The organism is Oleiharenicola lentus, assembly GCF_051660365.1.
Lineage (GTDB): Bacteria > Verrucomicrobiota > Verrucomicrobiia > Opitutales > Opitutaceae > Lacunisphaera > Lacunisphaera lenta_A.
Genome location: NZ_JBOZXB010000001.1, coordinates 2,814,689 through 2,837,180, shown reverse-complemented (window position 1 = coordinate 2,837,180; position 22,492 = coordinate 2,814,689). Strand labels below are relative to the sequence as shown.

Genomic DNA, 22,492 nt, shown 5'->3' with positions numbered 1-22,492 from the left:
GACGAGTTTTAGATTTGGACTGGATTGGGCCATAATACCCTAAGACACAGCATCAACCATTTCTTAAACTTTATTCTTTTTCCACTCTGTAATGTTCTGACTTTCCAAATGCAAACACGTGCTACAGTGTGCGTTTAATGGCAAAACTTCTGACACGAAGTGAAGTTTCTAGACGATCCGGCTATAGCGCCGCACACGTTACGCTTCTAACGAAACTAAACCAAGTTCCGGGCGTGAAACGCGTCAAAGGAATGAAGCAGGTCCGATACATCGATTGCGCGGCCTTGAATCAATGGTGTCAAAAAACTTCAGCTCGGCTAGCCGATCGAAAACGCAAAGGAACATCGCGCATTGAGCATGCCCGTGCGGTTAAAGCGGAGCGCATTCTTGATAAGAAGATGAACGAATCTGAACCGCGGCCGACAGGGCCCTACTCAGGAAGTATTTATGGGTTTGCCCGCTTTTCTCGAAGAATAGACAAAGATTTCGCCCAGCTAGATGACGACCTTCTTCGCCACATCTTTGAAAATTTCAAGCCGATGACGAGACTCTGCGAACGCATCGCCACGCGGCTGAATCTGCCAAAATAATGAGGTTTCTTCTGCGGTCACAAGGTTCAGGTAATGCCGTTTGATGATGCTTTCCGAATTGCCGGCCTCGAGCGCCGCAGCGCCGAGGCTTTTAAATTTGGCCACGTGCATCGAAATGAACGTGTGCCGCAAGACGTCGGCGGTGAGTCCTAATTTCATTCGGACTTCCGTCACCCGCTTCTTCATCGACGGAATGACAATCGGGTAGCGATCGAGCGGATAACACTCAAGCCATAGGCGGAGATTTGACTGGATGGTAATTTGCCGAAGATCTCGGGTCTTGGAAACATCAGGGCTGATGCGAATTACTCCATTAGCCGAGTCCACGATACGAGGCATCTGCGCCGGCGAGATTTTCCCCAGCTTCCAAACCTCGCCACGCGGAACGGTTGGGCGAATGCCGGCGAAAAGGCACAGGGCAAAATACGGCACCAGGCTACCACCTCGCCAATTCTCCAGGAAGGCCATGACCTCCGCCGCGCGTGCGGCCGACAAAATCTCCGGTATGCCACGCGAGATACGATGCTTAATGATCGGGCCCACCGGATTCTCCTCGCACCACTTGCGGGGCGCGACTCGACAAAATTCAAAAAACGCGTGAAGCGAACCGCGTATGTTATTCCACGCTTTTTTCCCGACATGGCGCCGGGCGAGATAGGCATGCACCTCCTCCGTCGAAATAGAATGCACCTCCCGCGCGGGAAAGGCCGCGCAAAGTGCTGCCAGCTCGCGTTTGTAGTCACGAGCCACGTAGAAGCTAACAAGTGGTAGGTGTAGGTCCGTAAAGGCCTGCACGGCCTCCGCAATACCGCTCGGCGTGCTAGGCGGCCGATAGTTGGCGAGGAACCAATCGACAGCAAAGGAAAGTGTATGCTTACCCAGCCGGTGAAAAGCCGCCTCGGCCTCCCCAATCTGCTTGGCGTCCAGTCGCGTTGCGACTGCCCGGACGTCGTCGCGAACATTCGCGGCCGCTACTTCGTATCGATTTTTTGCTCCTTCAGCTTCTTCGATTGATTTGAACTGCTTGCGGATTCGCCGGCCACGCAACCAGCCGGTCAACCGATAGGTCCAATATTCGAAAGGGCCGGTCGTGATCTTTACACCGCACCGCGTATCCACGCGCTGAGGGATAAAAACGTTTTCCCGTTTGATGGTGAAATGCCCGTTTCTCAAGATGGCCTCCTTGAACAGGAGGCCGTGTCAGGTCCGCACATTGCCACACTTCTGAGCCAACAGTGCGCAACTCGTTGTAAGAATGGCGGAGAGGGAGGGATTCGAACCCCCGGTTCCTTTCGGAACACCGCATTTCGAGTGCGGCGCGATCGACCACTCTGCCACCTCTCCGTGACAAGACGCGAAAACGTAGGCTCTACCTCTGAAAACGGAAGCCGAATCTTCTCCGTCTTCGCGGGATTTTAAACGTTTTCGTCTTCCAGCGCGCTCAGTTCACGACGGTTGGCCGGCAGGTGTTGCGGCAGAAAACTATAATACAGCATGAGCTGCCAGCTGCGCGTCGATCGATAGAGCAACAGCGGCAAAAACACCGCAGCCCCAAGCGCGAGTCCGATGGCCAATTTCGGCCCTAAAACGCCGTAATACCACAGGATCGCCACCGGAGATAAAAAACCAATCACGGTGACACCGTAGTTGATCGCCATCGCGCCAAGAAAAAATCCTTCGTCCTTTTCAATCCGCAGGCCGCACGCCGAGCATTGGTCCGCGAGTTCAAACCAGGTGCCTTCTTTGAACAACGTCTTGGCTCCACAATTAGGGCAACAGTTCGTGAGACCGCGCGCAATAATCTGGCCGTGGGTGACTTTCATAAGAGCCAACTTATCCGATAATTTTCGAAGGGAAAGCGCGCACTGCATTCAGGGATAACACTCATAAGTCTTATTACGTCCTCTAGAATCATAACTCAGAGGGCACTTAAAACGGCCACCTTGATCGTCATCCTGAGCGCAGCGAAGGATCCCTCAGGAGATGAGTCACTCAGTGAAGTCTCGAAAACGCTGATGGATTCTTCGCTGCGCTCAGAATAACATGACTTTTTAGACCCACTCTCAGAAAATAAAAAAGGCGCTCCGTTGCGGAAGCGCCTTTTTCAAAAGCTTTCGGAGCGATTAAGCGCCGAGCTGATAACGCGTGAAGCGACGCACTTGGATGTTCTCGCCAAGCTTGCCGACCTGCTCAGTGAGGAGGTCTTTAATCAACTTGTCCGGGTTCTTGACGAACGGTTGTTCGAGCAAGGCAACCGTCGAGTAATACTTGTCGAGTTTACCTTCGACGATCTTTTGCACGGCTGCGGGCGGCTTGCCGGCGAGGGCGGCGGAAGCGATGTCGCGCTCTTTGGCGACGTCGGCTTCCGGCACTTCTTCGCGGCGAACGCACACCGGAGCGGCTGCGGCGATCTGCAAGCAGAGGTCGCGGCAGAACGCTTTGAAGTCGTCGGTTTTGGCGACGAAGTCGGTTTCGCAATTCACCTCGAGAAGCACGCCGACTTTGCCGCCGACGTGGATGTAGGACTCAACGAGACCTTCCTTCGTCGCGCGCGAAGCGAGCTTGTCGATTTTGTTGCCGAGCTTCTTACGAAGGATCGTGGTGGCTTCCTCGATGTTGCCCTTGGCTTCATCGAGCGCCTTCTTGACGTCGAGCAGACCGGCTCCGGTTTTTTCCCGGAGCTCGCTGATCATGGCGGTAGTAACAGTAGACATTTTTAAAAAATGCGTTGGGAGATTAAACTTCCTCGGTGCTGACGGCGGATTTCTTGGCGCCGGTGCGGGCCGGGCGCTTTTTGGCGGCAGCGTTTTTGTCTTCGACGACTTCACCCTTTTGATCGACGGAGACGTTGATCTTCTCGAGATCGACTTCGCCTTGAGCGTTCACGCCGGAGGCGGCTGCGTGGGCGTTGCGGCGGCTTTCGCGCTGGGCGAGGCCTTGCGAGATCGCGTCGACGATGGTCTCGACGATGATGCGCACGGATTTCGCGGCGTCGTCGTTACCAGGGATTGGGTAAGTGAGCTGGGTCGGGTCGGAGTTTGTATCGACGAGGCCGATGGACGGCATGCCGACGCGTTTTGCTTCCGCCACGGCGATTTCTTCGTAGTTCGTGTCGACCACGAACATCGCTTTCGGCAGCGAGGTCAGACCGATGATGCCGTCGAAATTGCGCGTCATGCGGGCCATTTCGCGACGGATGGCGGATTCTTCCTTGGAGGAGAACTTCTTCAGTTCGCCGGCCGCGTCCATCGACTGGTATTTTTTATACTTCGCGAGGGACTTTTTGATCGTCTCGAAATTGGTGAGCGTGCCGCCCATCCAGCGGGTCGTGACGAAAGGCATGCCGGTAGCGGCAGCTGCTTCTTTGATGAGTTCGACCGCCTGGCGCTTCGTGCCAACGAGGAGCACATCGCCGCCGCCAGCCACGAGCTGGACGACAAAGTCATACGCCTTCTGCAGATTGGCGTGGGTCTTTTCGAGATCGATCAGGGTGATGCCTTGACGATGGTCGAAAACATACGGCTTGGAGCGCGGGTTCCAACGCTTGGTCTGGTGACCGAGGTGGACGCCGGCATCGAGGAGGTCTTTAGGAGTGACGTTCATGATCTATGTAGTTGCTACACAGGTCGGCCAAGGAGGGCCGCCTTGCGATCGCAGTTTTTGCCAGCGTCGTCATCCTGTAAGGACGCCGCCAGCGGTTTGGTTTAGTTGGTTTTAAGGAACAGGATGGGCGAAAACAGAGAGCTTCCCTCCCCTTGGCAAGAGCGATTCTTGCGATTTCCCAGCCGGGAGCGTCGCAGCATGGAAACCCCACCTCGAAGCAGGGCTCACTTCTTTCGCAAGAAATAGCGCTGCAACAGGATAAACGTTAACAGCAGCCCGCCCACCACGATGCGCATCCACCACGAGCTCAGTCGCCCGTCGAACAGGATGGCGGCCTGAATCGTCCCGAAAATCAGCACCCCAAGCAACGTCCCGAGCATATGCCCGCGTCCGCCGCTCAACAGTGCGCCGCCGATTACGACGATCGCGATGGCGTCCAATTCCAGCCCGAGGCCCATGCTCGGATTGCCCGAACCGGTGTAAAGCGTCGCCACGATTCCCGCCAGCGCCGCGCAAAATCCGTTGAGCGCATACACACCGATTTTCGCGCGGCCAATCGGCAGCCCCATGAGCAACGCCGATTGCTCGTTCCCGCCAATCGCCAGCAACGCGCGCCCGAACCGCGTGTGATGCGCCACCACGTAGCCGGCCAGAATCACCGCGAGCAACATCAGCGCATTCGCCGGTAATACGACCGCGCCAAGCATCAGCTCAAAACCGGAAATTTTTCCGTAGAGCTCATGCGCGATGCCGACCGAATCGGTGCTGATCCAAAACCCCAGTCCTCGCGCAAAAAACATTCCCGCGAGCGTGATTAAAAACGGCGGCAACCGGAAAAAATGAATCAACGCGCCCATGCCCGCGCCCATCGCCGTGCCAGCGGTCAAACCCACGATCCACGCGAAGCCGGGCGCCACGTGATGTCTCTCGATGAGCGTCGAGACGAAAATTGAAGTAAACCCGATCACCGCGCCGACCGACAAATCGATTCCGCCCGAAAAAATCACCAGCGTCATGCCCACCGCCGCGATGCCGAGAAACGCATTATCCCCGAGGAGACTAACAAACACCGACGCCGAGAAAAAACCGTCGTAGAACTTCGAAGCCGCGCCGAACAACGCCGCAAAAATCGCCGCCGTGACAATCAACGTGAGATTCCGCGACACCAGCCGTCCGACCGCGTGGCCTCGGCGTGCCGTAGCATCTGAGTGAAGGCGACTCATGCGCTCGCCTTTTTCTTGAACAATCCGCCGAGCCAGCGCCCGACCTTATCCGATTGCAGCAACGCCACTGCGATAATGAGCAAGGCCTTCGGCACCGGCGCCACGGCCGGCGGCACGCCGAGATTATACATCGTGGTCGTGAGTGTTTGAATTAGCAGCGCACCGATCACCGTGCCAAGAATCACAAAGCGCCCTCCGCTCAACGCCGTGCCGCCCACCACCACCGCAAAAATCGCATCGAGCTCCAGGTTTTCACCCGCGCGATACGAGTCCGCCGCCTGGATATTTGCTGCCACGAGCACCCCGGCCAAGCCCGCGCACGCGCCGCAAAACACGTAAACGAGCGCCTTGATCCGCGCCGCCGCGAGACCCGCGAAACGACTCGCCGTTTCATTGTCCCCGACCGCTTCGATGAAAAGCCCGAGCGCCGTTTTCCGCACCACGAGATGCGTCAACGCGAACAACGTCAGCACGAGCACCGGCGCAAATGGCACACCCAGCACAAAGCCGTTCGCGAGAAATTCGAACGATTGATTCTTAATAATGATCACTTGCCCGTCGACGATCAGCTGCGCCACCCCGCGACCAGCGACCATCAAGATGAGTGTCGCCACGATCGGTTGCACGCCCACCCGCGCGACCAGCACGCCATTCGCCGTGCCCGCCAGCACGCCCGCGCCCATCGCCGCCGCAATCGTCAGCATCAAGCCATGTCCGCTTTGCAACAGCACCGCGCACACCGCGCCGGCAATCGCGACGACCGAGCCGACCGATAAATCCACGCCTCCGGTCGCGATCACGAGCGTCATGCCGAGCGCGACGAGCATCGTGCGCGACGCCTGCGTAAAAATATCCACCGGCACGCCGTAAAGATGTCCGTCGAGCAGCGTGATTTTCAGAAAAGCCGGATCGAAAATCGCATTGAGCACGACCAGCGCCAGCAATCCCGCCAGCGGCCACGTAACCACGCGCACTTCCCGTTTGAGTTCGGCGGTGGTCATGGGCGAAACGCGTTGGCCTCCACGCGTGGAGAAATTCGCATGCCCTGAAAACGCGCCGGGGTCAGCGCGTTCCACCTAAGACAGATTCCTTTGGTGGCGGGGCCATCAGCCCCGCGAGGCATCACAATCGCAGCCGCTAACTCGCGGGGCTGATGGCCCCGCCTCCAATTCACAACAGAGTTCCAAGAGTAATTTTGCGCGCTCATGCTTCGTGGGTGCCGGCCATCAATTGCATCAGGCGCTCCGTGTTGAGTTCCGCGCCGGTGACTTCGCCCGTCAACTTGCGTTCGCGCAACACCAGCACGCGCGAACAGTTGCGCACCACTTCCTCGATTTCCGAAGAAATGAAAACCACCGCCAGGCCGTCGTCGCGCAACTTCGCGATTAGCTGCTCAATTTCCTGTTTCGCACCAATATCGATGCCGCGCGTCGGTTCATCGAGAATGATGATCGCCGGTTGCGTCGCGAGCCACCGCGCCAACAATACTTTTTGCTGATTCCCGCCGGAGAGGTTTTTAATCGGCACTTCCGCATCGGCGGTTTTGATGCGTAGCGCGCGGATGTAGTGCTCGCACAACTGCTCTTGTTCGGTGCGACCGAGCGGCCGCAGCGCGCCACGCTTCCCTTGGAGCGCTAAAATCAAATTCTCGCGCACGGACAAATTCGGCAAAATGCCTTCGGCTTTTCGATCTTCCGAGCAAAACGCCAGCCCTTGCGCGACCGCGTCGCGCGGCGTGCGGATTTTGGCCGACGCGCCCTTCACACGCAGCTCGCCGCTGTCCGCCTGGTCGATGCCGAACAACAGCCGCGCCGTCTCCGTGCGGCCCGAGCCCAGCAATCCACCAAGTCCGACCACTTCTCCCGCCGCGATGGATAAATCCATCGGTGCAACTGCACCGCGCCGGCCGAAATTTTTGACGCCAAGCACGGACGTCGTCGCCTGCTTCGTGAAGGCTGCCGCACTCGCGGCGAAATCCGTTTCGTGCACTTCGCGTCCCAACATTTTCCCCACGAGTTGTAGCCGCGTAAGTTCCGCCGTCGAGTATTCGCCGACAAGTTGACCGTTGCGCAACACCGTTAACCGATCGGTGACGGCGTAAACCTGGTCGAGGAAATGCGTGACGAACACGAGGCCCAGACCTTCGCCGCGCAGCTTGCGCATCACTTTAAACAATTCCGCAACTTCCTTTTCGTCGAGACTCGCGGTCGGTTCGTCGAGCACGAGTAGCTTTGCCTGCGTATCGAGCGCGCGGGCAATCGCGACCATTTGCTGCATTGCGACAGAGAGCGAGCCGAGTTCGACGTCCACATCGACGTCGACTTCGAGTCGCGCGAGCGCGGCTTTCGCCCGACGCCGAATCGCGCGCCAGTTCAGAAATCCCAACGCGCCGGGCTGGCGTCCGAGCGTGATGTTTTCCGCCACCGATAGCGACGGCACCAAATTCACTTCCTGATACACGGTGCTGATGCCGAGAAGTTCAGCGTCTTTCGGCGCGCGCGGCGCGATGTTTTTTCCGTCAAAACGAATCTTGCCCTCATCGGCAGAATACACGCCAGTGAGCACTTTGATCAGCGTGGATTTACCCGCGCCATTTTCGCCGAGCAGCGCGTGAATCTCGCCCGCGCGCACCGTGAAATCCACGCCCGCCAACGCGACGACGCCAGGAAACCGTTTCCCAATTCCGCGTAATTCGAGGAGCTCGTGATTAGACACTAGTAGAGCCAAAATTATTTAACGGCTAATGAACGCTAATTTCGCTGATTAAGGAGAACTCCTCCTGAGAATTAGCGTTGATTAGCGTCAATTAGCGGATGCTGCTTTTAATACTGGCGCTTCGGCAGGGCCGCGGCGGCGTTGGTTTTGTCGAAGAGTTCGTCTTTGTTGAACGCTTTCTTCGGCACTTCCTTGCCGGCGAGAATTGCTTCGATGGTGTCGTAAACTTTCGGGCCGAAGAGCGGATTGCACTCGACGACGCAGTTGATTTTTCCGTCGGCGACAGCTTGCACGCCTTCTTTGATCGCGTCGATGGACACAATCTTGATGTCGGTGCCGGGCTTCAGGCCGGCGGCCTCAATCGCTTGAATGGCACCGAGCGCCATGTCGTCGTTGTGAGCATACACGATGTCGATGTTTTTGCCGTGCTTCTTGAGAAATGCTTCCATCACTTCTTTGCCACCTGCGCGGCGGAAGTCGCCGCTTTGCGAATCGATGATCTTCAACTCGGGAAATTTCGCGATGCCCTCAGCGAAGGCTTTGCGGCGATCATTCGCCGGCGCGGAGCCGGGCGTGCCTTGCAGTTCGACGATGCGGCCCTTGCCACCGGTCGCTTTGCCGAGCCAATCGGCGGCCATGCGGCCCTCTTCGAAAAAGTCGGAACCGATGAAACACACGAACAGCGACTCGTCGGTCGTTTGAATCGTGCGATCAGTAATGATGACAGGGATTTTCGCGCGCTTGGCTTCGCGAAGCACATTGTCCCAACCCGTCTCGACGAGCGGCGCGAGCACGATGGCGTCGACGCGTTGCGTGATAAACGAACGCACGGCCCGGATCTGGTTCTCTTGTTTGCCCTGGCCGTCGGAGAATTTGAGATCGATGCCGCGTTTTTCCGCTTCGGCCTTCATCGAATCGGAATTCGCCGTGCGCCACGCGCTTTCAGCCCCGGTTTGGGCGAAGCCAATTTTGAGTTTTTTATCAGCCGCAGAACTGAGCACCGCCGCACAAATCGCGACACCAGCAACGAAGCATTTAAAGACAGGGGAGTATTTCATAAGGGTAGAAACAGGGATAATGACACCGAACAGGCAAACATTAGCAGTGATTTCCCCCGCCTGCCGCAAACTCACAATTCCCACTCTTACATTACAGTCAGTTTTTATGCGAATGCCGTGATATTTCAGCACTGGTCTTTTTTACTCCAAACACCTTAGTTTTCGCTCCCTCCATGACCGCACCCCGCCTCCGCTCCATTTTTATTTTGGTCCTGTCTTGCGCAATTGCCGCGACCGGTTTCTCCCAGCCGGCACCGCGCGAACCGGAAACCGAACTCGCCCGCGCGATGAGCACGATCAACAGCTCGTGGCGCAAAGTCCGCCGTCAGATCACCGATCCCGCCAGCAACGCTTCCACGCTGGAACTCATCGCGAGGGTCAAGACCGCCGCCGAAAAATCCACCGAACTCGCGCCGGACAAAGCCAAGGATCTTCCTGAAGCTGACCGCGCCAAATACATCGAGGGCTACCAGAAGCAGATGAAAGCGTTCGTGGCCGAACTCGATAAACTCACCGCCGCGCTGCAAGCAAACGACAACGCCGGGGCGCAAGAAATCGTCAAAAAAATCGGCACGCTCGAGCGCGAAGGTCACAAGGAATATCGTCGCAAGGATAACTGACGGACTCGCGTCAGCGTAAACGCATCTCACGCGATATGACTGTCAGCCGGCGGCGGCATTTACCTCTTTTTCCCAACAACCTTAACTCATCTTCTCACGTGTATACCCTTGGCATTGATTACGGCACGAATTCTGTGCGCGCCCTCGTTGTTCGCTGCGCCGATGGCGCTGAACTTGGCACCGGCGTCGTCAACTACCCTTCCGGTTCGCAAGGTATCTTGCTCGATCCGAAAGACCACAATCTCGCGCGCCAAAATCCCGCCGACTACCTTTTTGGCCTCGAGAAATCCGTAAAGCTCGCGCTCGTCCAGGCGAAGAAAACCAAAGGTTTCGACTCCGCCAAAATCATCGGCATCGGCGTCGACACCACCGGCTCGTCACCGATTCCGGTCGACGACAAAAACGTGCCGCTCGCGCTCTCGAAGAAGTGGGCAAAAAATCTCCACGCCCAATGCTGGCTCTGGAAAGATCACACCAGCTGGCGCGAAGCGCGGCAGATCACCGCACTCGCCGCCGCGCACCGTCCGCAGTTCATCGCGAAGTGCGGCAACACGTATTCCTCCGAGTGGTTCTGGTCGAAAATCTGGCACTGCAAAAACGTCGCGCCGAAAGTCTTCGACGCCGCTTACTCGTGGGTGGAACTCGCCGATTGGGTGCCGTCGGTGCTCGCCGGAGCGGACTCTCCGGAAAAAGTCGTGCGCGGTGTCTGCTGCGCCGGCCACAAAGCGCTCTACGCCGACGATTGGGGCGGGCTGCCTGACAAAGAGTTTCTCACGCTGCTTGATGCCAAACTCGCGGCACTCCGCGACCGCCTTTACGAAAAAGCCTACGACGCCACCACGTCCGCCGGCGTTTTGTGTGCAGCATGGGCCAAGAAACTCGGCCTGCCCGCCGACATCCCCATCGCAATTGGCGAGATGGATGTCCACTACGGCGCCATCGGAAGCGGCGTCGCGGAAGGCACGCTCGTCAAAGTGATCGGCACCTCGACGTGCGATTGCGGCGTCGTTTCTGCAACCAAAACGGTTCCCGATATTCCCGGCATTTGCGGCATCGTCAAAGGCGCGATTCTCCCCGGATTCTACGGAATCGAAGCCGGCCAGTCCGCCGTTGGTGATATTTTCAAATGGTGGGTCGAGGTTGTCTGCAAAGGCAAACCTGAGCTCCACGCGCAACTCACGAGCGAAGCCGCGAAACTCAAGCCCGGCCAAAGTGGCTTGCTCGCGCTCGACTGGCAAAACGGCAATCGCACGATCCTCGTCGATCCGTTACTCACCGGCACGATCGTCGGTTTCACGCTGCACACGACACAGGCGGAAGTTTATCGCGCGCTGATCGAAGCGACGGCCTTCGGCGCGCGCGCGATCATCGAACGCATTAAGGAATACGGTGTGCCGATTGACCGCGTCGTCTGCGCCGGCGGCATCGCGGAGAAAAATCCGATGCTGATGCAAATCTACGCGGATATCACGGGATGCACGATGCTTGTCGCGGGTTCGTCGCAAGCCTGCGCGCTCGGCGGTGCGATTGCGGCGTCGGTGCTCGCGGGCGCGCACAAGGATTTCCCGACCGCGCAAAAGAAGATGACTTCACTCAAGAAAGTCGCCTACAAGCCAAAGCCCGCCGCGCAAAAAACTTACTCGCAGCTCTACGCGCTCTACCGCCAGCTGCACGACTCGCTCGGCGGCCTGAACAAAAACGCGGATCTGTCCGGCGTGATGAAGGATCTACTGGTGCTGAAGGGCGGCGCTTAACGGTCCGCCAATCTTTCTCCTCCCGCTTACTCTTTCTCTTCAATCGTTTCCCGCAAGCGCTTCGATCCAACCCAAAATTCCGAGAGAAAGATTAAGAGTAGGAACTAAGAGAAAGATTTTTATGATTACCCCCACCCGCCTCCTTCGCTTTGGCCTGCTCGCGCTCACGGCCACATGTTCGTTCGTTTCGTTTTCGGCGCGCGCCGCGGAATCCGGCGCGAACGCCACCCTCACTCTCAACGCGAACAAACCTGGCCCGATCATCAACCGAAACATCTACGGACATTTCGCGGAGCATTTGGGGCGCTGCATTTACGAAGGCATTTGGGTCGGCCCGGATTCGCCGATTCCCAACACACGCGGTCTGCGCAACGACGTGATCGCGGCGCTGAAAAACCTGAACATTCCCGTGCTGCGCTGGCCGGGCGGTTGTTTCGCGGACGAGTATCATTGGAAGGACGGCATCGGACCGCGCGAGTCGCGTCCGTCGGTGTTTAATTCCCATTGGGGCGGCGTCGTGGAAAACAATCACTTCGGCACGCACGAGTTCATGGACCTGTGCGAAATCCTCGGCACTGAGCCCTACATCGCCGTCAACGTCGGCAGCGGCACCGTGAAAGAAATGATGGAGTGGATCGACTACCTCACAAGCGACGCGCAAACGCCGATGGCTAACATGCGTCGCGCGCACGGCCGTGAGAAAGCGTGGAAGGTAAAATACCTCGGCATCGGCAACGAGAGCTGGGGCTGCGGCGGCAACATGCGCCCCGAGTTTTACGCCGATGTTTACCGTCAGTTTAATACCTTCGCGAAAAACTTTAACCCCGACAATCGCCTCTACCGCATTGCGTGCGGCTCCAGCGGCGAAGACCTCAACTGGACCGAGGTCATGATGAAAAACGCCGGCAAACAGATGAACGGCCTCTCGTTGCACTGGTATACGTTGCCGACCGGCAACTGGAAAACCAAAGGCTCCTCCACCGAGTTCGAAGAGGCCGCGTGGATCACGACACTGCGTCGCACGCTGCGCATGGATTACCTGGTCGCGGAGCACGGCAAGATCATGGACAAATACGACCCCGAGAAAAAAGTCGGCCTGATCGTCGACGAATGGGGCACGTGGTATGATGTCGAGCCCGGCACGAATCCCGGTTTCCTTTACCAACAAAACACGATGCGCGACGCCGTCGTGGCTGCGCTGAATTTCCATGTCTTCCACAAATACGCCGACCGCGTGACGATGGCGAACATCGCGCAGACCATCAACGTGCTCCAAGCCGTGATTCTGACCGACAAGGAAAAGATGCTACTCACGCCGACTTACCACGTGTTCGAGATGTTCAAAGTCCATCAGGACGCGACCTCGCTCGCCGTCGACTTAAAGACGCCCGACTACGCCTACAGCAGCGAAAAAATTCCTGCAGTCAGCGCCTCTGCGTCGCGCAACGCCGCCGGAAAAATTCACCTCTCGCTGGTTAACACGAACCCAACTTCGCCCATCACCGTGACGTGCACGCTCGACGGCGCGGCCACCAAAACCGTCACCGGTCGCATCCTCACCGCGCCCGCGATGAATTCGCACAACACCTTCGCCGCACCCGAGGCGGTCAAGCCTGCCACCTTCACCGGTGCAACGCTCACCGGCAACGCGCTCACGATCACCCTACCCGCCAAATCCGTCGTCGTGCTCGCGCTCGAATAAAATCATTCTCGTTCTTCGTTCTCCTTCTCGTTCTCAAAAAAATTCGAGAGAACGAGAAAAGTAAGAGAACGAAGAACGATTCCCAATCCGTCTCAACGTCGCCCGGTCTCTCAGCTCTCAACTCTCAACTTTTACTTCTTCCCATGAAACTCCTCGCCTCTCCTGAAATCTGGTTCGTCTGCGGATCGCAGCACCTCTATGGCCCCGGCCCGCTCAAGCAGGTCGCCGAAAACGCCTCCGCCGTCGTGGACGGACTTTCGAAATCGAAAAAACTCCCGTTGAAGATCGTCTTCAAAGCGCTGGTCGTCACGCCCGACGAGATCACCAACGTGATGCTCGAAGCCAACAACGCGACGAACTGTGCCGGCCTCATTCTCTGGATGCACACGTTCTCGCCGTCAAAGATGTGGATCCGCGGCCTGAGCGTGTTGAAAAAACCGTTCCTGCACCTGCACACGCAGTTCAACCGCGACCTGCCGTGGAACACGATCGACATGGATTTCATGAACCTGAACCAAGCGGCACACGGTGATCGCGAAGCGGGTTTCATCCACACGCGCATGCGCCTCGGCCGCAAAGTCGTCGTTGGCCACTGGAGCGATCCAGAAGTCCACGAACGCATCGCTGCGTGGCAACGCGCCGCGCGCGCGTGGCATGACTGGCAGGGCGCGCGCTTCGTCCGCTTCGGCGACAACATGCGCCAGGTCGCCGTCACGGAAGGCGATAAAGTCGCGACCGAAATTAAATTTGGCTACGCGGTGAACACGCACGGCGTCGGCGATCTTGTTGAAAAAGTAAACGCCGCCACCGACGCGGACGTGAACGCACTCTGCGCGGACTACGAAAAAATTTACGCCGTCGTGAAACCGCTCCGCAAAGGCGGCGCGCGTCACGAAGAACTCCGTTACAGCGCGCGCCTCGAACTCGGCATGGGCGCCTTCCTCGAAGAAGGCGGCTACAAAGGTTTCACGGACACGTTCGAAGATTTGCACGGGTTGAAACAGCTTCCCGGCATGGCCACGCAACGCCTGATGGGCCAGGGCTACGGCTTCGGTGGCGAAGGTGATTGGAAAACCGCCACGCTCGTGCGCGCGATGAAAGTCATGGCCGGCGGCGAACGCACGTCGTTCATGGAAGATTACACTTACCATATGTCGCCGAAGGGCCACCAAGTGCTCGGCTCGCACATGTTGGAAATCTGCCCGTCGATCGCATCCGGCAAAGCCGCAGTGGAAATCCACCCACTCGGCATCGGCGGCAAAGACGACCCCGTGCGCCTCGTGTTCGATGCGCCCACCGGCGAAGCGCTCAACGCCTCGCTCGTCGATCTCGGCAACCGTTTCCGTCTCATCGTCAACGAAGTCAAAGCCGTCAAAACCCCAAAGCTGCCGAAGCTCCCCGTCGCGCGTGCCGTGTGGGAATGCAAACCCGACTTCAAGACCGCGTGTGCCGCGTGGATCTACGCCGGCGGCGCGCACCACACCGGTTACAGTTACGTCGTCACGACAGAGATGCTCGAGGATTTCGCGACCATCGCCGGCATCGAAACCGTCGTCATCAACGCCGACACGACGCTGTCGCAATTGAAACAAGACCTGCGCAACAACGAGGTTTACTACCACCTCGCGCAAGGCATCCGGGTCTAATTTAAATTAACCACAGAGGCACAGAGAACACAGAGAAATCCAATTTCTCTCCGTGAACTCTGTGTCTCTGTGGTTTAAAAAAACGTCTCACCATGTTAACCGAACTTAAACGCGAAGCTTACGAAGCGAACATTGCCCTGCCAAAGCATGGCTTGATCAATCTCACTTTCGGCAACGCTTCCGCCCTCGATCGCTCTCAAGGCATCTTCGCCATCAAGCCGAGCGGAGTGGCTTACGCGGATCTGAAACCAGCCGACATGGTGCTCATCGATCTCGAAGGGACCAAGGTTGAGGGGAAATTGAACCCCTCGTCCGACACGCCGACTCATCGCCACCTGTTCCTCGCGTTTCCTGAGGTCGGCGGCGTCGTGCACACGCATTCGTCGCACGCCACGGCGTTCGCGCAGGCTGGTCGCGAAATTCCGATTTTTGGAACCACGCACGCGGATTATTTTAACGGTAACATTCCCGTGACGCGCAAAATGACTGCCGAGGAAATCAGCGGCGGTGCCTACGAATGGGAAACGGGCAAAGTAATCGTGGAGCGTTTCGTCGAAGCGAAATTCGAGCCGCTCGATTTTCCGGGAATCCTGGTAAACCGGCACGCGCCGTTTACGTGGAGTAAATCTGTCGCCAAGGCTGTCGAAGTCGCCGTCGCCGTCGAGTGCATCGCCCACCTGGCGCTCATGTCGCTCTCGCTCGAACCGAAACTCAAAACCATCGAGCCCGAGCTCCTCGCGAAACATTTCAAGCGCAAGCACGGCCCCGGCGCTTACTACGGCCAGCCGGGCAACTGCTGAAGCGCGTCAGTGGTAGGACCTGACCTCCGGGTAGACCGCAGGCAGTCAACAATGCTGACAACCTCCAGCGTTGACCATTACCCGCGCCTCCCTCGAAGTAGCGGAGCTTTCCGGCGCGTGCCGGCTTCCCGATGTCTTCTCCCCTTCGCTCACTCCTGCGCTTTCAAGAAAGTGGCTTGCTGCTCGTTATCCTCGCGCTCGGCGTGTTGCTGACCGCCTTCAGCGGCACGGTGCGCACCCCGCAATTCGAACGCGCCGCCGATGGATCCCGCGAACGCGTGTTCACCACGAATGCCGACGGCGAACGTGTGCCGGCTTTCGTTGAGAAAAATAAATTTCTTAATGCCCAGAATCTCGCGCAACTCGCCAAGGACACCAGTTTCATCGCGATCATGGCTGTCGGCATGGCGTTCGTGATCATCTCGGGCGGCATCGATCTCTCCGTCGGCTCCACCTACGCGCTCGCCTCCGTGCTCGGCGCGACAGTGCTCAATTATTACGGCCCCGCGGGCGCCGGGGCTGATTCTGGAACCCTCGGTCTCGCGCTGGGTATCGCCGCGTGTTTGGGCACGGCGGCGGCGTGTGGGGCGTTCAATGGCGGACTGATCGTCCTGCTGCGCGTGCATCCCTTTATCATCACTCTCGGCTCGATGGCGATTTTGCGCGGCATCGCGTTTGTGATTACCAAAGGGAATTCCGTCGGCGGCTTCCCCACGAGTTTGCGCGATGTGGTGCGCCTCGAAGTGGGCAACGGGCTCAGTCTCGTGCCGCTCCTGACGATGATCTTCGTGCTGATTGCAGGGTGGATCGTCCTTTCACGCATGGCGGCGGGACGTCGCGTTTACGCCGTGGGCGGCAACGAACTCGCGTCGCGCTTCAGCGGCATCCGCGTCGAGCGAGTCAAACTCGGCGTGTATCTCATCTCCGGCCTGTCTGCAGGTGTGGCCGCATTGCTTTCGCTCGGTTATTATGGCGCGGCCACTTCAGGCGATGGCCAAGGTTACGAACTCAACGTTATCGCCGCCGCGGTCGTGGGCGGCGCGAGCTTAAGCGGCGGCCGCGGTTCGGCGCTGGGTGTCGTGCTCGGGGCGCTGATTATCCAGATGATTTCCAGCGGCATCGTCATCCTCGGCATCGATCAAAATTACAGCCAAATCATCATCGGTTCCGTGGTGATCGCCGCAGTCGTCCTCGACAACGTCAACACCTGGCTCTCCAAGCGCCGTCTCACCGCCGCGAAAGTTGCGTGATGCCGCGTTCGCTCATTCTCTTTAACCACGGATCACACGGATAAAGACGGGTTCCACCGATGCTTTCAAAATCTGAAAAATCCGTGCCCTGATCCGTATCCATCCGTGAAAACCGTGGTCAAAAAAATCTCCCGTTAATCCCACCAGTTCCGCTTCCTTTCGCTCCTCAACTTTACCCGTCATGAAAAAACTACTCCTCCTCGCCGCCGTGACACTCGTCGCCGGCGCATCGCTCGCCTCGGCTGCGACTCGCACCATCACCATCGGCCTCGTCGCCAAATCCCAAGGCAATCCCGTCTTCCAAGCCGCCCGCATCGGCGCGCAAGACGCCGCCAAGGAACTCAGCAAAAAACGCGGCCTCGATATCAAAATCGATTGGCGCACGCCGAACGAAGAAGACGCTCAAAAGCAGGCCGAGGCCATCGAACAACTCGTGCTCTCCGGCGCCGAGGGCCTCGCAGTTTCCTGCTCCGACGCCAATAAACTCACCGACGCCATCAACTCCGCCGTCGCTAACGGCGTGCCCGTCGCGACGTTCGATTCCGACGCGCCGAATTCAAAACGTTTCGTGACTTACGGCGTGGACGATCTCGATTGCGGCATTCAAACGATGGCCGAACTCGCCAAGGTCATGGGCGGAAAAGGCATCGTCGCCATCCTCGCGGGCAACCAAAACGCCCCGAATCTCCAACGCCGCGTGCAAGGCGTCCGTCAGGAAGCGAAGAAATATCCCGGCATCACGATTCGCGACGTGTATTACCACAAAGAAACCCCGCAGGACGCCGCCGCCAAAGTCGAGCAAGTCATGCAGGCCAACCCTGACATCACCGGCTGGGCGATGATCGGCGGTTGGGCGCTCTTCACCGAGAACGCACTGAAGTGGCAACCCGGCACTGTGCAATGCGTCTCCGTCGACGCGCTCCCCGCGCAACTCGCCTATATCAAGAGCGGCCACGTCCCCGTGCTCCTCGCGCAACAATGCTACCAATGGGGCTACCGCTCCGTCGAATTGCTGATCGAAAAAATCGTCGACAAGAAAAATCCTCCCGCCGTGAAAGAAGTCAGCGCGCTGATTCCCGTCACCAAAGACACCGTCGACGAATTCGGCCGCAACTGGAAGAAGTGGCTGCCGAACTAATCCAATCCCCGGCTTAGATCCAGAGAACACAAAGGAGCCACCGAGCTTGCGGAGACTTTCCCTTCTCACCCCTTTGTGATCTCTGTGAAATCTCCTCTGCCTCTGTGTCGTTTATAGAATTCACTCACATCACCAAACGTTTCCCGGGCGTCGTCGCACTCGGGGGCGTGAGTTTTGGGATCGAGCGCGGCACGTGCCACGCGCTCATCGGTGAAAACGGCGCCGGCAAAAGCACGCTCGGCAAAATCCTCGCCGGCGTGCAAACCGCCGACGGCGGCGAGATCCGCCTCGACGGAAAAGTCATCGCGCCTGATTCACCGCTGGCCGCGCGCGAACTGGGCATTGCGATGGTGCACCAGGAACTCGCGTTCTGCCCGAATCTCTCCGTCGCGGAAAATCTCTGCCTTGGCGATCTCCCGCGGCGCGGCGGCTTCGTGGATCGTCCCGCGCTGCGCGAAAAAGCCCGCGTGATGCTCGCGACGATCGGCGCCGACGCGTTCATCGATCCCGACACCATCATCGGCACACTCTCGACGGGGCGCGAACAACTCGTGCAAATTGCCGCCGCGGTCGGCACCGGTGCGAAAGTCATTGTGATGGACGAGCCGTCGAGTTCGCTCTCCGCCGCCGAAACCGCCGAGCTTTTCCGTCTAGTCCGTGAATTAAAAGCTCGCGGCATCACGTTGATCTACGTCTCGCACCGCCTCGAAGAACTCTTCGCGTTGTGCGACAACATCACCGTGCTGCGCGACGGCCACCACGTCGCCACTGAACGCATCGCCGACACCACGCCGCAACGCGTCGTCACGCAAATGATCGGCCGCGAGCTGCTCATCGCCACGCCCAATCATCTCGCGAAAGCCCTCGGTGAAGAACGCCTGCGCGTCGAAGCACTGTCGTCGCCGGGAAAATTTTCCAACGTCACCCTCTCCGTCCGCGCGGGTGAAATCGTCGGCGTCGCTGGCATCGTGGGCGCCGGTCGCAGCGAAGTTGTCGAAGCCATCTTCGGCCTCGACGCCAATGCGCGCGGTCAGGTCAGCATCAAGCAACGGCCGCTCCCGCTCGGTTCACTTTCCGCCGCGCTCGCCGCCGGCGTCGGCCTCGTGCCCGAAGATCGCAAGCGTCAGGGCCTCGTGCTCGGTTTGAATTGTCGCGAAAACACGTCGCTCGCGGCGCTCCCGCTCCTCACGAAACTCGGTTGGGTCAACCGCTCCGCCGAGCACACGCTCACGCAACGTTACGCCCAGCGCCTGCGCGTGAAAGCGCCTTCACTCGAGAGCATCACCGCCGGTCTCAGCGGCGGTAACCAACAAAAAATCGCGCTCGCGAAATGGCTGGCACGTTCCTGCGACGTGCTGCTCATCGACGAACCGACGCGCGGTGTCGACGTCGGCGCGAAAGCGGAAATTTATCAGATCCTCGACGAACTCGCCTGCGAAGGCAAAGCATTGCTCGTAGTGTCCTCCGAATTACCCGAATTGATCGGCCTGTGTCGCCGCATCCTCGTCATGCGCAACGGCGCGATCGCGGGCGAAGTCCAGCGCGCCGAATTCACCGAAGCCGCCCTGATGCAACTCATGGCCGGCGTCGCTGCGGCGTAACTCTCAAGGTGGAACCCGACCTCCGGGCGGGTTTAAAATCGGCACTCTGTTAAACCGTTTTCGCGGAAGCGCTCGCCCGGAGCGTGCTGCCTTCCTTCCAAATGCCCGGAGTCAGCACGAAATGTGGTTCCGGCGGCAGGCCCAACTCGCCGCGATGGAGCATGCCCACCACCATGTCCGTCGCGAGACTGCCCAGCACGTAGGGATCGTTGTGCACGCCGGCGATTTTTTCGTCGAGGTGGTCGTTGATGAGCGTGGCGAGGCCGATGTCGCCGGGGACTGAATAACCCGCTGCGCGCAGCCAGTCATGGATCGGCTGTCCGTGCGTCGCCACCAGCGCGTCGGGGCGCCAGCGTTGCAGCCACGCGAGAAAGTTTTTTCGAAAGCCGGGGCCTGACTGGTATTCACAGGGCGGGATGCGATCTTTGGCCGGCAGGCGAAATTGTTGCCGCATGAACGCGCCGAGAAATCGATCACCCGTTCCCGGACTGTCATCCGCATCCGCAAACACAAACCCCAGCCGGCGGTAACCGCGCGCGAGGCATTGTTCGACGGTTTGGGTGCCCGCGGAAAAAGGATCTTCGACGACGTGGTGCAACGCGGGAGATTTCAGCGTGAAGCCGAGCGCAACCGAGGAAAATCGCTCCCAAAGCAGTTCCAATTGCGACTGGCCCGGCGGCAAACGCCCGAGCAGCACGCCGTTGATCGCCCGCTCGCTCAGGATGTCGCTCATGCGCGCGGGCGTCATCCCCGGCTCCGCGAGCCAGAAGTGCTCGAGCTTGTAGCCGAGTTCCATCGCGCGTTTTTGCGCTCCGGGAAAAAAATCCGGACGGTCGTGATGCGGCGGACGCCAGCCATAACGCGCGGGATAATTCGTGACGTAAGCAATGCTCACGTGTTTCACCGCGTGACCCGAACGCCGCGAACGCATGAGCGTGGCGACGAGCGGATTGACGCGATAACGCATTTCTCGCGCAAGCGCCTGAATGCGGGCGCGCACGTCAGCCGTGATGCGCGGACTGTTGCGCAGTGCGAGCGAGACCGTCGAGCGGTGCACGCCAGCGCGCTTGGCGACATCTTCCAATGTGGTTTGCGTGGGCAAAGCGGGGTGAGGACGTGGTGTTAATGCCGAGCGCGATTGGCACACTCAAGCCGGCAATGCGCAGTCGCGGGCGTCACTCGCTTAAAGCTCGACCGTAAATTTCTCGAAGTCCGCCCAACCGGCACTTGCGTCGCCGGGGACGGCAGTGGCGAAGATCCCCACTTTAGCGCCGACCCAGTAGCTTGATTTCGCCTGAAAGAGCGCACCGAGTGAGGTGAATCTTTTTCCGTCCACGCTGAACGCGAACTCGCACGCCGCGCCCGCGCCGACGCTCACGCGTAACTGCATTCGCGCACGCGATCCGAGCACAACATCGGCTGCCGCGGCCAAACTTTCCCGACCGCCTTGATGCGCGCCGACGCACGTGCGCAACGCGAGCACTACGCGTCCGTCGAGCTGCGTGAAGCCGAGCCACGCGTAATCGTGGCCGAATACCATGAGGCCCGCCGCGTCGCCGTCGTTGGCTGAGTGGAATTCAAGCGCGACCGTCGCGGTAAACGCGGGCGCGGAAAATTTCTGCAGCAACAACTGCGGCGTCAGCCAGTGCGAATCACCCGACGGCGCAGGCACGCAGCCGAGGCGCAGCGCGCCGAGGCGAGCCGTGTGCGAAGACCAACTTGGCTGCGGATTCGCCTGCCATTGCCACTGCAAACCAAGTTGTGGCGCGGCGAAATTATCGGAGGTGGCCGGCACCGCGAGCGACTGAATCGGCAGCGCAGGTTTTGCATGCGCGAGCACGGGCTCACCTTTGCCATCATCATCCTCGTCGCGCCCCATGACCGGCCAACCGTCGTCGCGCCAGCGCATCGGTTGCAAGTGCACGATGCGTCCGAACGCCGGGACTTCTTGAAAATGGAAAAACCAATGTTCGCCCGCCGGCGTGTCGACCCACGCGCCTTGGTGCGGGCCGTTTACCGGTGTCGAGCCCTGGTCGAGCACGATGCGAGATTCGTAAGGGCCCGAAATATCCCGCGCGCGAAACACCGCTTGGTAGCCCTCGGCCACGCCGCCTGCGGGCGCGAAGAGATAATAGTAACCCTCGCGCTTGTAGAATTTCGGCCCCTCAAGCGTGCGCCAGCCGGGCAGCTGGTTCGCATCGATAATAATTTTACCCGCGTCGATGACGCGCGTCGCGTCGGCACTGAGTTGGTGCAGCGTGAGCAGATTGCAAATGCCGGCGCGGCTCTTTGCCCAACCGTGCACGAGGTAAACTTGCCCATCATCATCCCACAGTGGACACGGGTCGATGAGGCCTTTGCCACTTTTCACCAATACCGGCGCTGACCACGCGCCCCGTGGATCAGTTGCCGTGATGACGTAGATGCCGAAATCCGGGTCGGGATAGAAAATCCAAAAACGTCCCGCCTGAAACCGCAATGCGGGCGCCCACACGCCTTGACCGTGCCGCGGTTGCGCAAAATGATCGACGGGCACGAGCGCGGGAAGCGCGTGATTGACGAGCGTCCAGTTGACAAGATCGCGCGAATGCAAAATCGGCAGGCCGGGCGCATGGCAAAAGCTCGACGCGGTCAGCCAATAATCATCGCCTACACGAATTGCATCGGGGTCGGAATAGTCAGCGTATAACACCGGATTGCGGTAAGTGCCGTCGCCTCGGTCAGACACCCACGGAGTAGCGGCAGAAGCGTGATTAACGGAGGACAAAGTAGAAATTGAAACTGAAGCCATG

The 22,492-nt window shown here is 58.9% G+C and carries 18 protein-coding genes and 1 tRNA gene; 8 read left to right on the top strand and 11 right to left on the bottom strand.

Going from position 1 to position 22,492, the window contains the following annotated elements:
• Positions 1-494 precede the first annotated feature (494 nt).
• The 9 genes from ACRRQW_RS10760 to ACRRQW_RS10720 form a co-directional block, all read right to left on the bottom strand.
• Positions 495-1,763 carry a hypothetical protein gene (locus tag ACRRQW_RS10760; RefSeq protein ID WP_438481364.1) on the bottom strand — a complete coding sequence of 423 codons (1,269 nt, stop codon included), beginning with the start codon at positions 1,761-1,763 and terminating at the stop codon, positions 495-497.
• 83 nt (positions 1,764-1,846) lie between these two features.
• Positions 1,847-1,934: transfer RNA gene (locus ACRRQW_RS10755), tRNA-Ser, on the bottom strand.
• Positions 1,935-2,005: 71 nt separating this feature from the next.
• The gene (locus ACRRQW_RS10750) at positions 2,006-2,413 is read right to left on the bottom strand and encodes a DUF983 domain-containing protein (protein ID WP_438481363.1); all 408 of its coding nucleotides are present in this window, start codon (positions 2,411-2,413) and stop codon (positions 2,006-2,008) included.
• A gap of 300 nt (positions 2,414-2,713) precedes the next feature.
• Positions 2,714-3,304 carry a translation elongation factor Ts gene (locus ACRRQW_RS10745; RefSeq protein WP_438481362.1) on the bottom strand — a complete coding sequence of 197 codons (591 nt, stop codon included), beginning with the start codon at positions 3,302-3,304 and terminating at the stop codon, positions 2,714-2,716.
• Between the two features lie 22 nt (positions 3,305-3,326).
• Entirely contained in the window at positions 3,327-4,193 is an 867-nt protein-coding gene (gene rpsB, locus ACRRQW_RS10740; protein WP_438481361.1) for a 30S ribosomal protein S2, read from the bottom strand.
• 224 nt (positions 4,194-4,417) lie between these two features.
• A complete protein-coding gene (gene yjfF / locus ACRRQW_RS10735) occupies positions 4,418-5,416 on the bottom strand; it encodes a galactofuranose ABC transporter, permease protein YjfF (RefSeq protein WP_438481360.1) in 999 nt (332 codons plus the stop codon).
• On the bottom strand, positions 5,413-6,417 hold the full coding sequence (locus tag ACRRQW_RS10730; protein WP_438481359.1) for an ABC transporter permease: 1,005 nt from the start codon (positions 6,415-6,417) through the stop codon (positions 5,413-5,415). The genes yjfF and ACRRQW_RS10730 overlap by 4 nt, the downstream gene beginning before the upstream one ends.
• Positions 6,418-6,619: 202 nt before the next feature.
• Complete coding sequence (locus tag ACRRQW_RS10725; protein ID WP_438481358.1) at positions 6,620-8,131, bottom strand: sugar ABC transporter ATP-binding protein; 1,512 nt, start codon at positions 8,129-8,131, stop codon at positions 6,620-6,622.
• 107 nt (positions 8,132-8,238) lie between these two features.
• Positions 8,239-9,189 (bottom strand): ABC transporter substrate-binding protein, encoded by a 951-nt coding sequence (locus ACRRQW_RS10720; protein WP_438481357.1) that lies wholly within the window; start codon positions 9,187-9,189, stop codon positions 8,239-8,241.
• A gap of 173 nt (positions 9,190-9,362) precedes the next feature.
• Here ACRRQW_RS10720 and ACRRQW_RS10715 point away from each other — a divergent pair, with 173 nt between their 5' ends.
• From ACRRQW_RS10715 to ACRRQW_RS10680, 8 genes are all read left to right on the top strand, one after another.
• A complete protein-coding gene (locus ACRRQW_RS10715; protein ID WP_438481356.1) occupies positions 9,363-9,809 on the top strand; it encodes a cytochrome b562 in 447 nt (148 codons plus the stop codon).
• A gap of 98 nt (positions 9,810-9,907) precedes the next feature.
• Entirely contained in the window at positions 9,908-11,563 is a 1,656-nt protein-coding gene (locus tag ACRRQW_RS10710; protein ID WP_438481355.1) for a ribulokinase, read from the top strand.
• Between the two features lie 121 nt (positions 11,564-11,684).
• A complete protein-coding gene (locus ACRRQW_RS10705) occupies positions 11,685-13,265 on the top strand; it encodes an alpha-N-arabinofuranosidase (protein WP_438481354.1) in 1,581 nt (526 codons plus the stop codon).
• 143 nt (positions 13,266-13,408) lie between these two features.
• Positions 13,409-14,911, top strand: a complete 1,503-nt coding sequence (gene araA, locus ACRRQW_RS10700) for an L-arabinose isomerase (protein ID WP_438481353.1) — start codon at positions 13,409-13,411, stop codon at positions 14,909-14,911.
• 92 nt (positions 14,912-15,003) lie between these two features.
• On the top strand, positions 15,004-15,711 hold the full coding sequence (gene araD, locus ACRRQW_RS10695) for an L-ribulose-5-phosphate 4-epimerase AraD (protein WP_438481352.1): 708 nt from the start codon (positions 15,004-15,006) through the stop codon (positions 15,709-15,711).
• Between the two features lie 131 nt (positions 15,712-15,842).
• Positions 15,843-16,961, top strand: a complete 1,119-nt coding sequence (locus ACRRQW_RS10690) for an ABC transporter permease (RefSeq protein WP_438481351.1) — start codon at positions 15,843-15,845, stop codon at positions 16,959-16,961.
• 181 nt (positions 16,962-17,142) lie between these two features.
• Positions 17,143-18,099 (top strand): substrate-binding domain-containing protein, encoded by a 957-nt coding sequence (locus tag ACRRQW_RS10685; protein WP_438481350.1) that lies wholly within the window; start codon positions 17,143-17,145, stop codon positions 18,097-18,099.
• A 104-nt stretch (positions 18,100-18,203) separates the two neighbouring features.
• Positions 18,204-19,700, top strand: a complete 1,497-nt coding sequence (locus ACRRQW_RS10680; RefSeq protein ID WP_438481349.1) for a sugar ABC transporter ATP-binding protein — start codon at positions 18,204-18,206, stop codon at positions 19,698-19,700.
• Positions 19,701-19,749: 49 nt separating this feature from the next.
• Here ACRRQW_RS10680 and ACRRQW_RS10675 read toward each other — a convergent pair whose 3' ends face one another.
• Positions 19,750-20,802, bottom strand: a complete 1,053-nt coding sequence (locus tag ACRRQW_RS10675) for a LacI family DNA-binding transcriptional regulator (protein WP_438481348.1) — start codon at positions 20,800-20,802, stop codon at positions 19,750-19,752.
• Between the two features lie 81 nt (positions 20,803-20,883).
• Positions 20,884-22,491, bottom strand: coding sequence for a glycoside hydrolase family 43 protein (locus ACRRQW_RS10670; protein WP_438481347.1), 1,608 nt, complete (start codon positions 22,489-22,491; stop codon positions 20,884-20,886).
• Position 22,492: the final 1 nt, after the last annotated feature.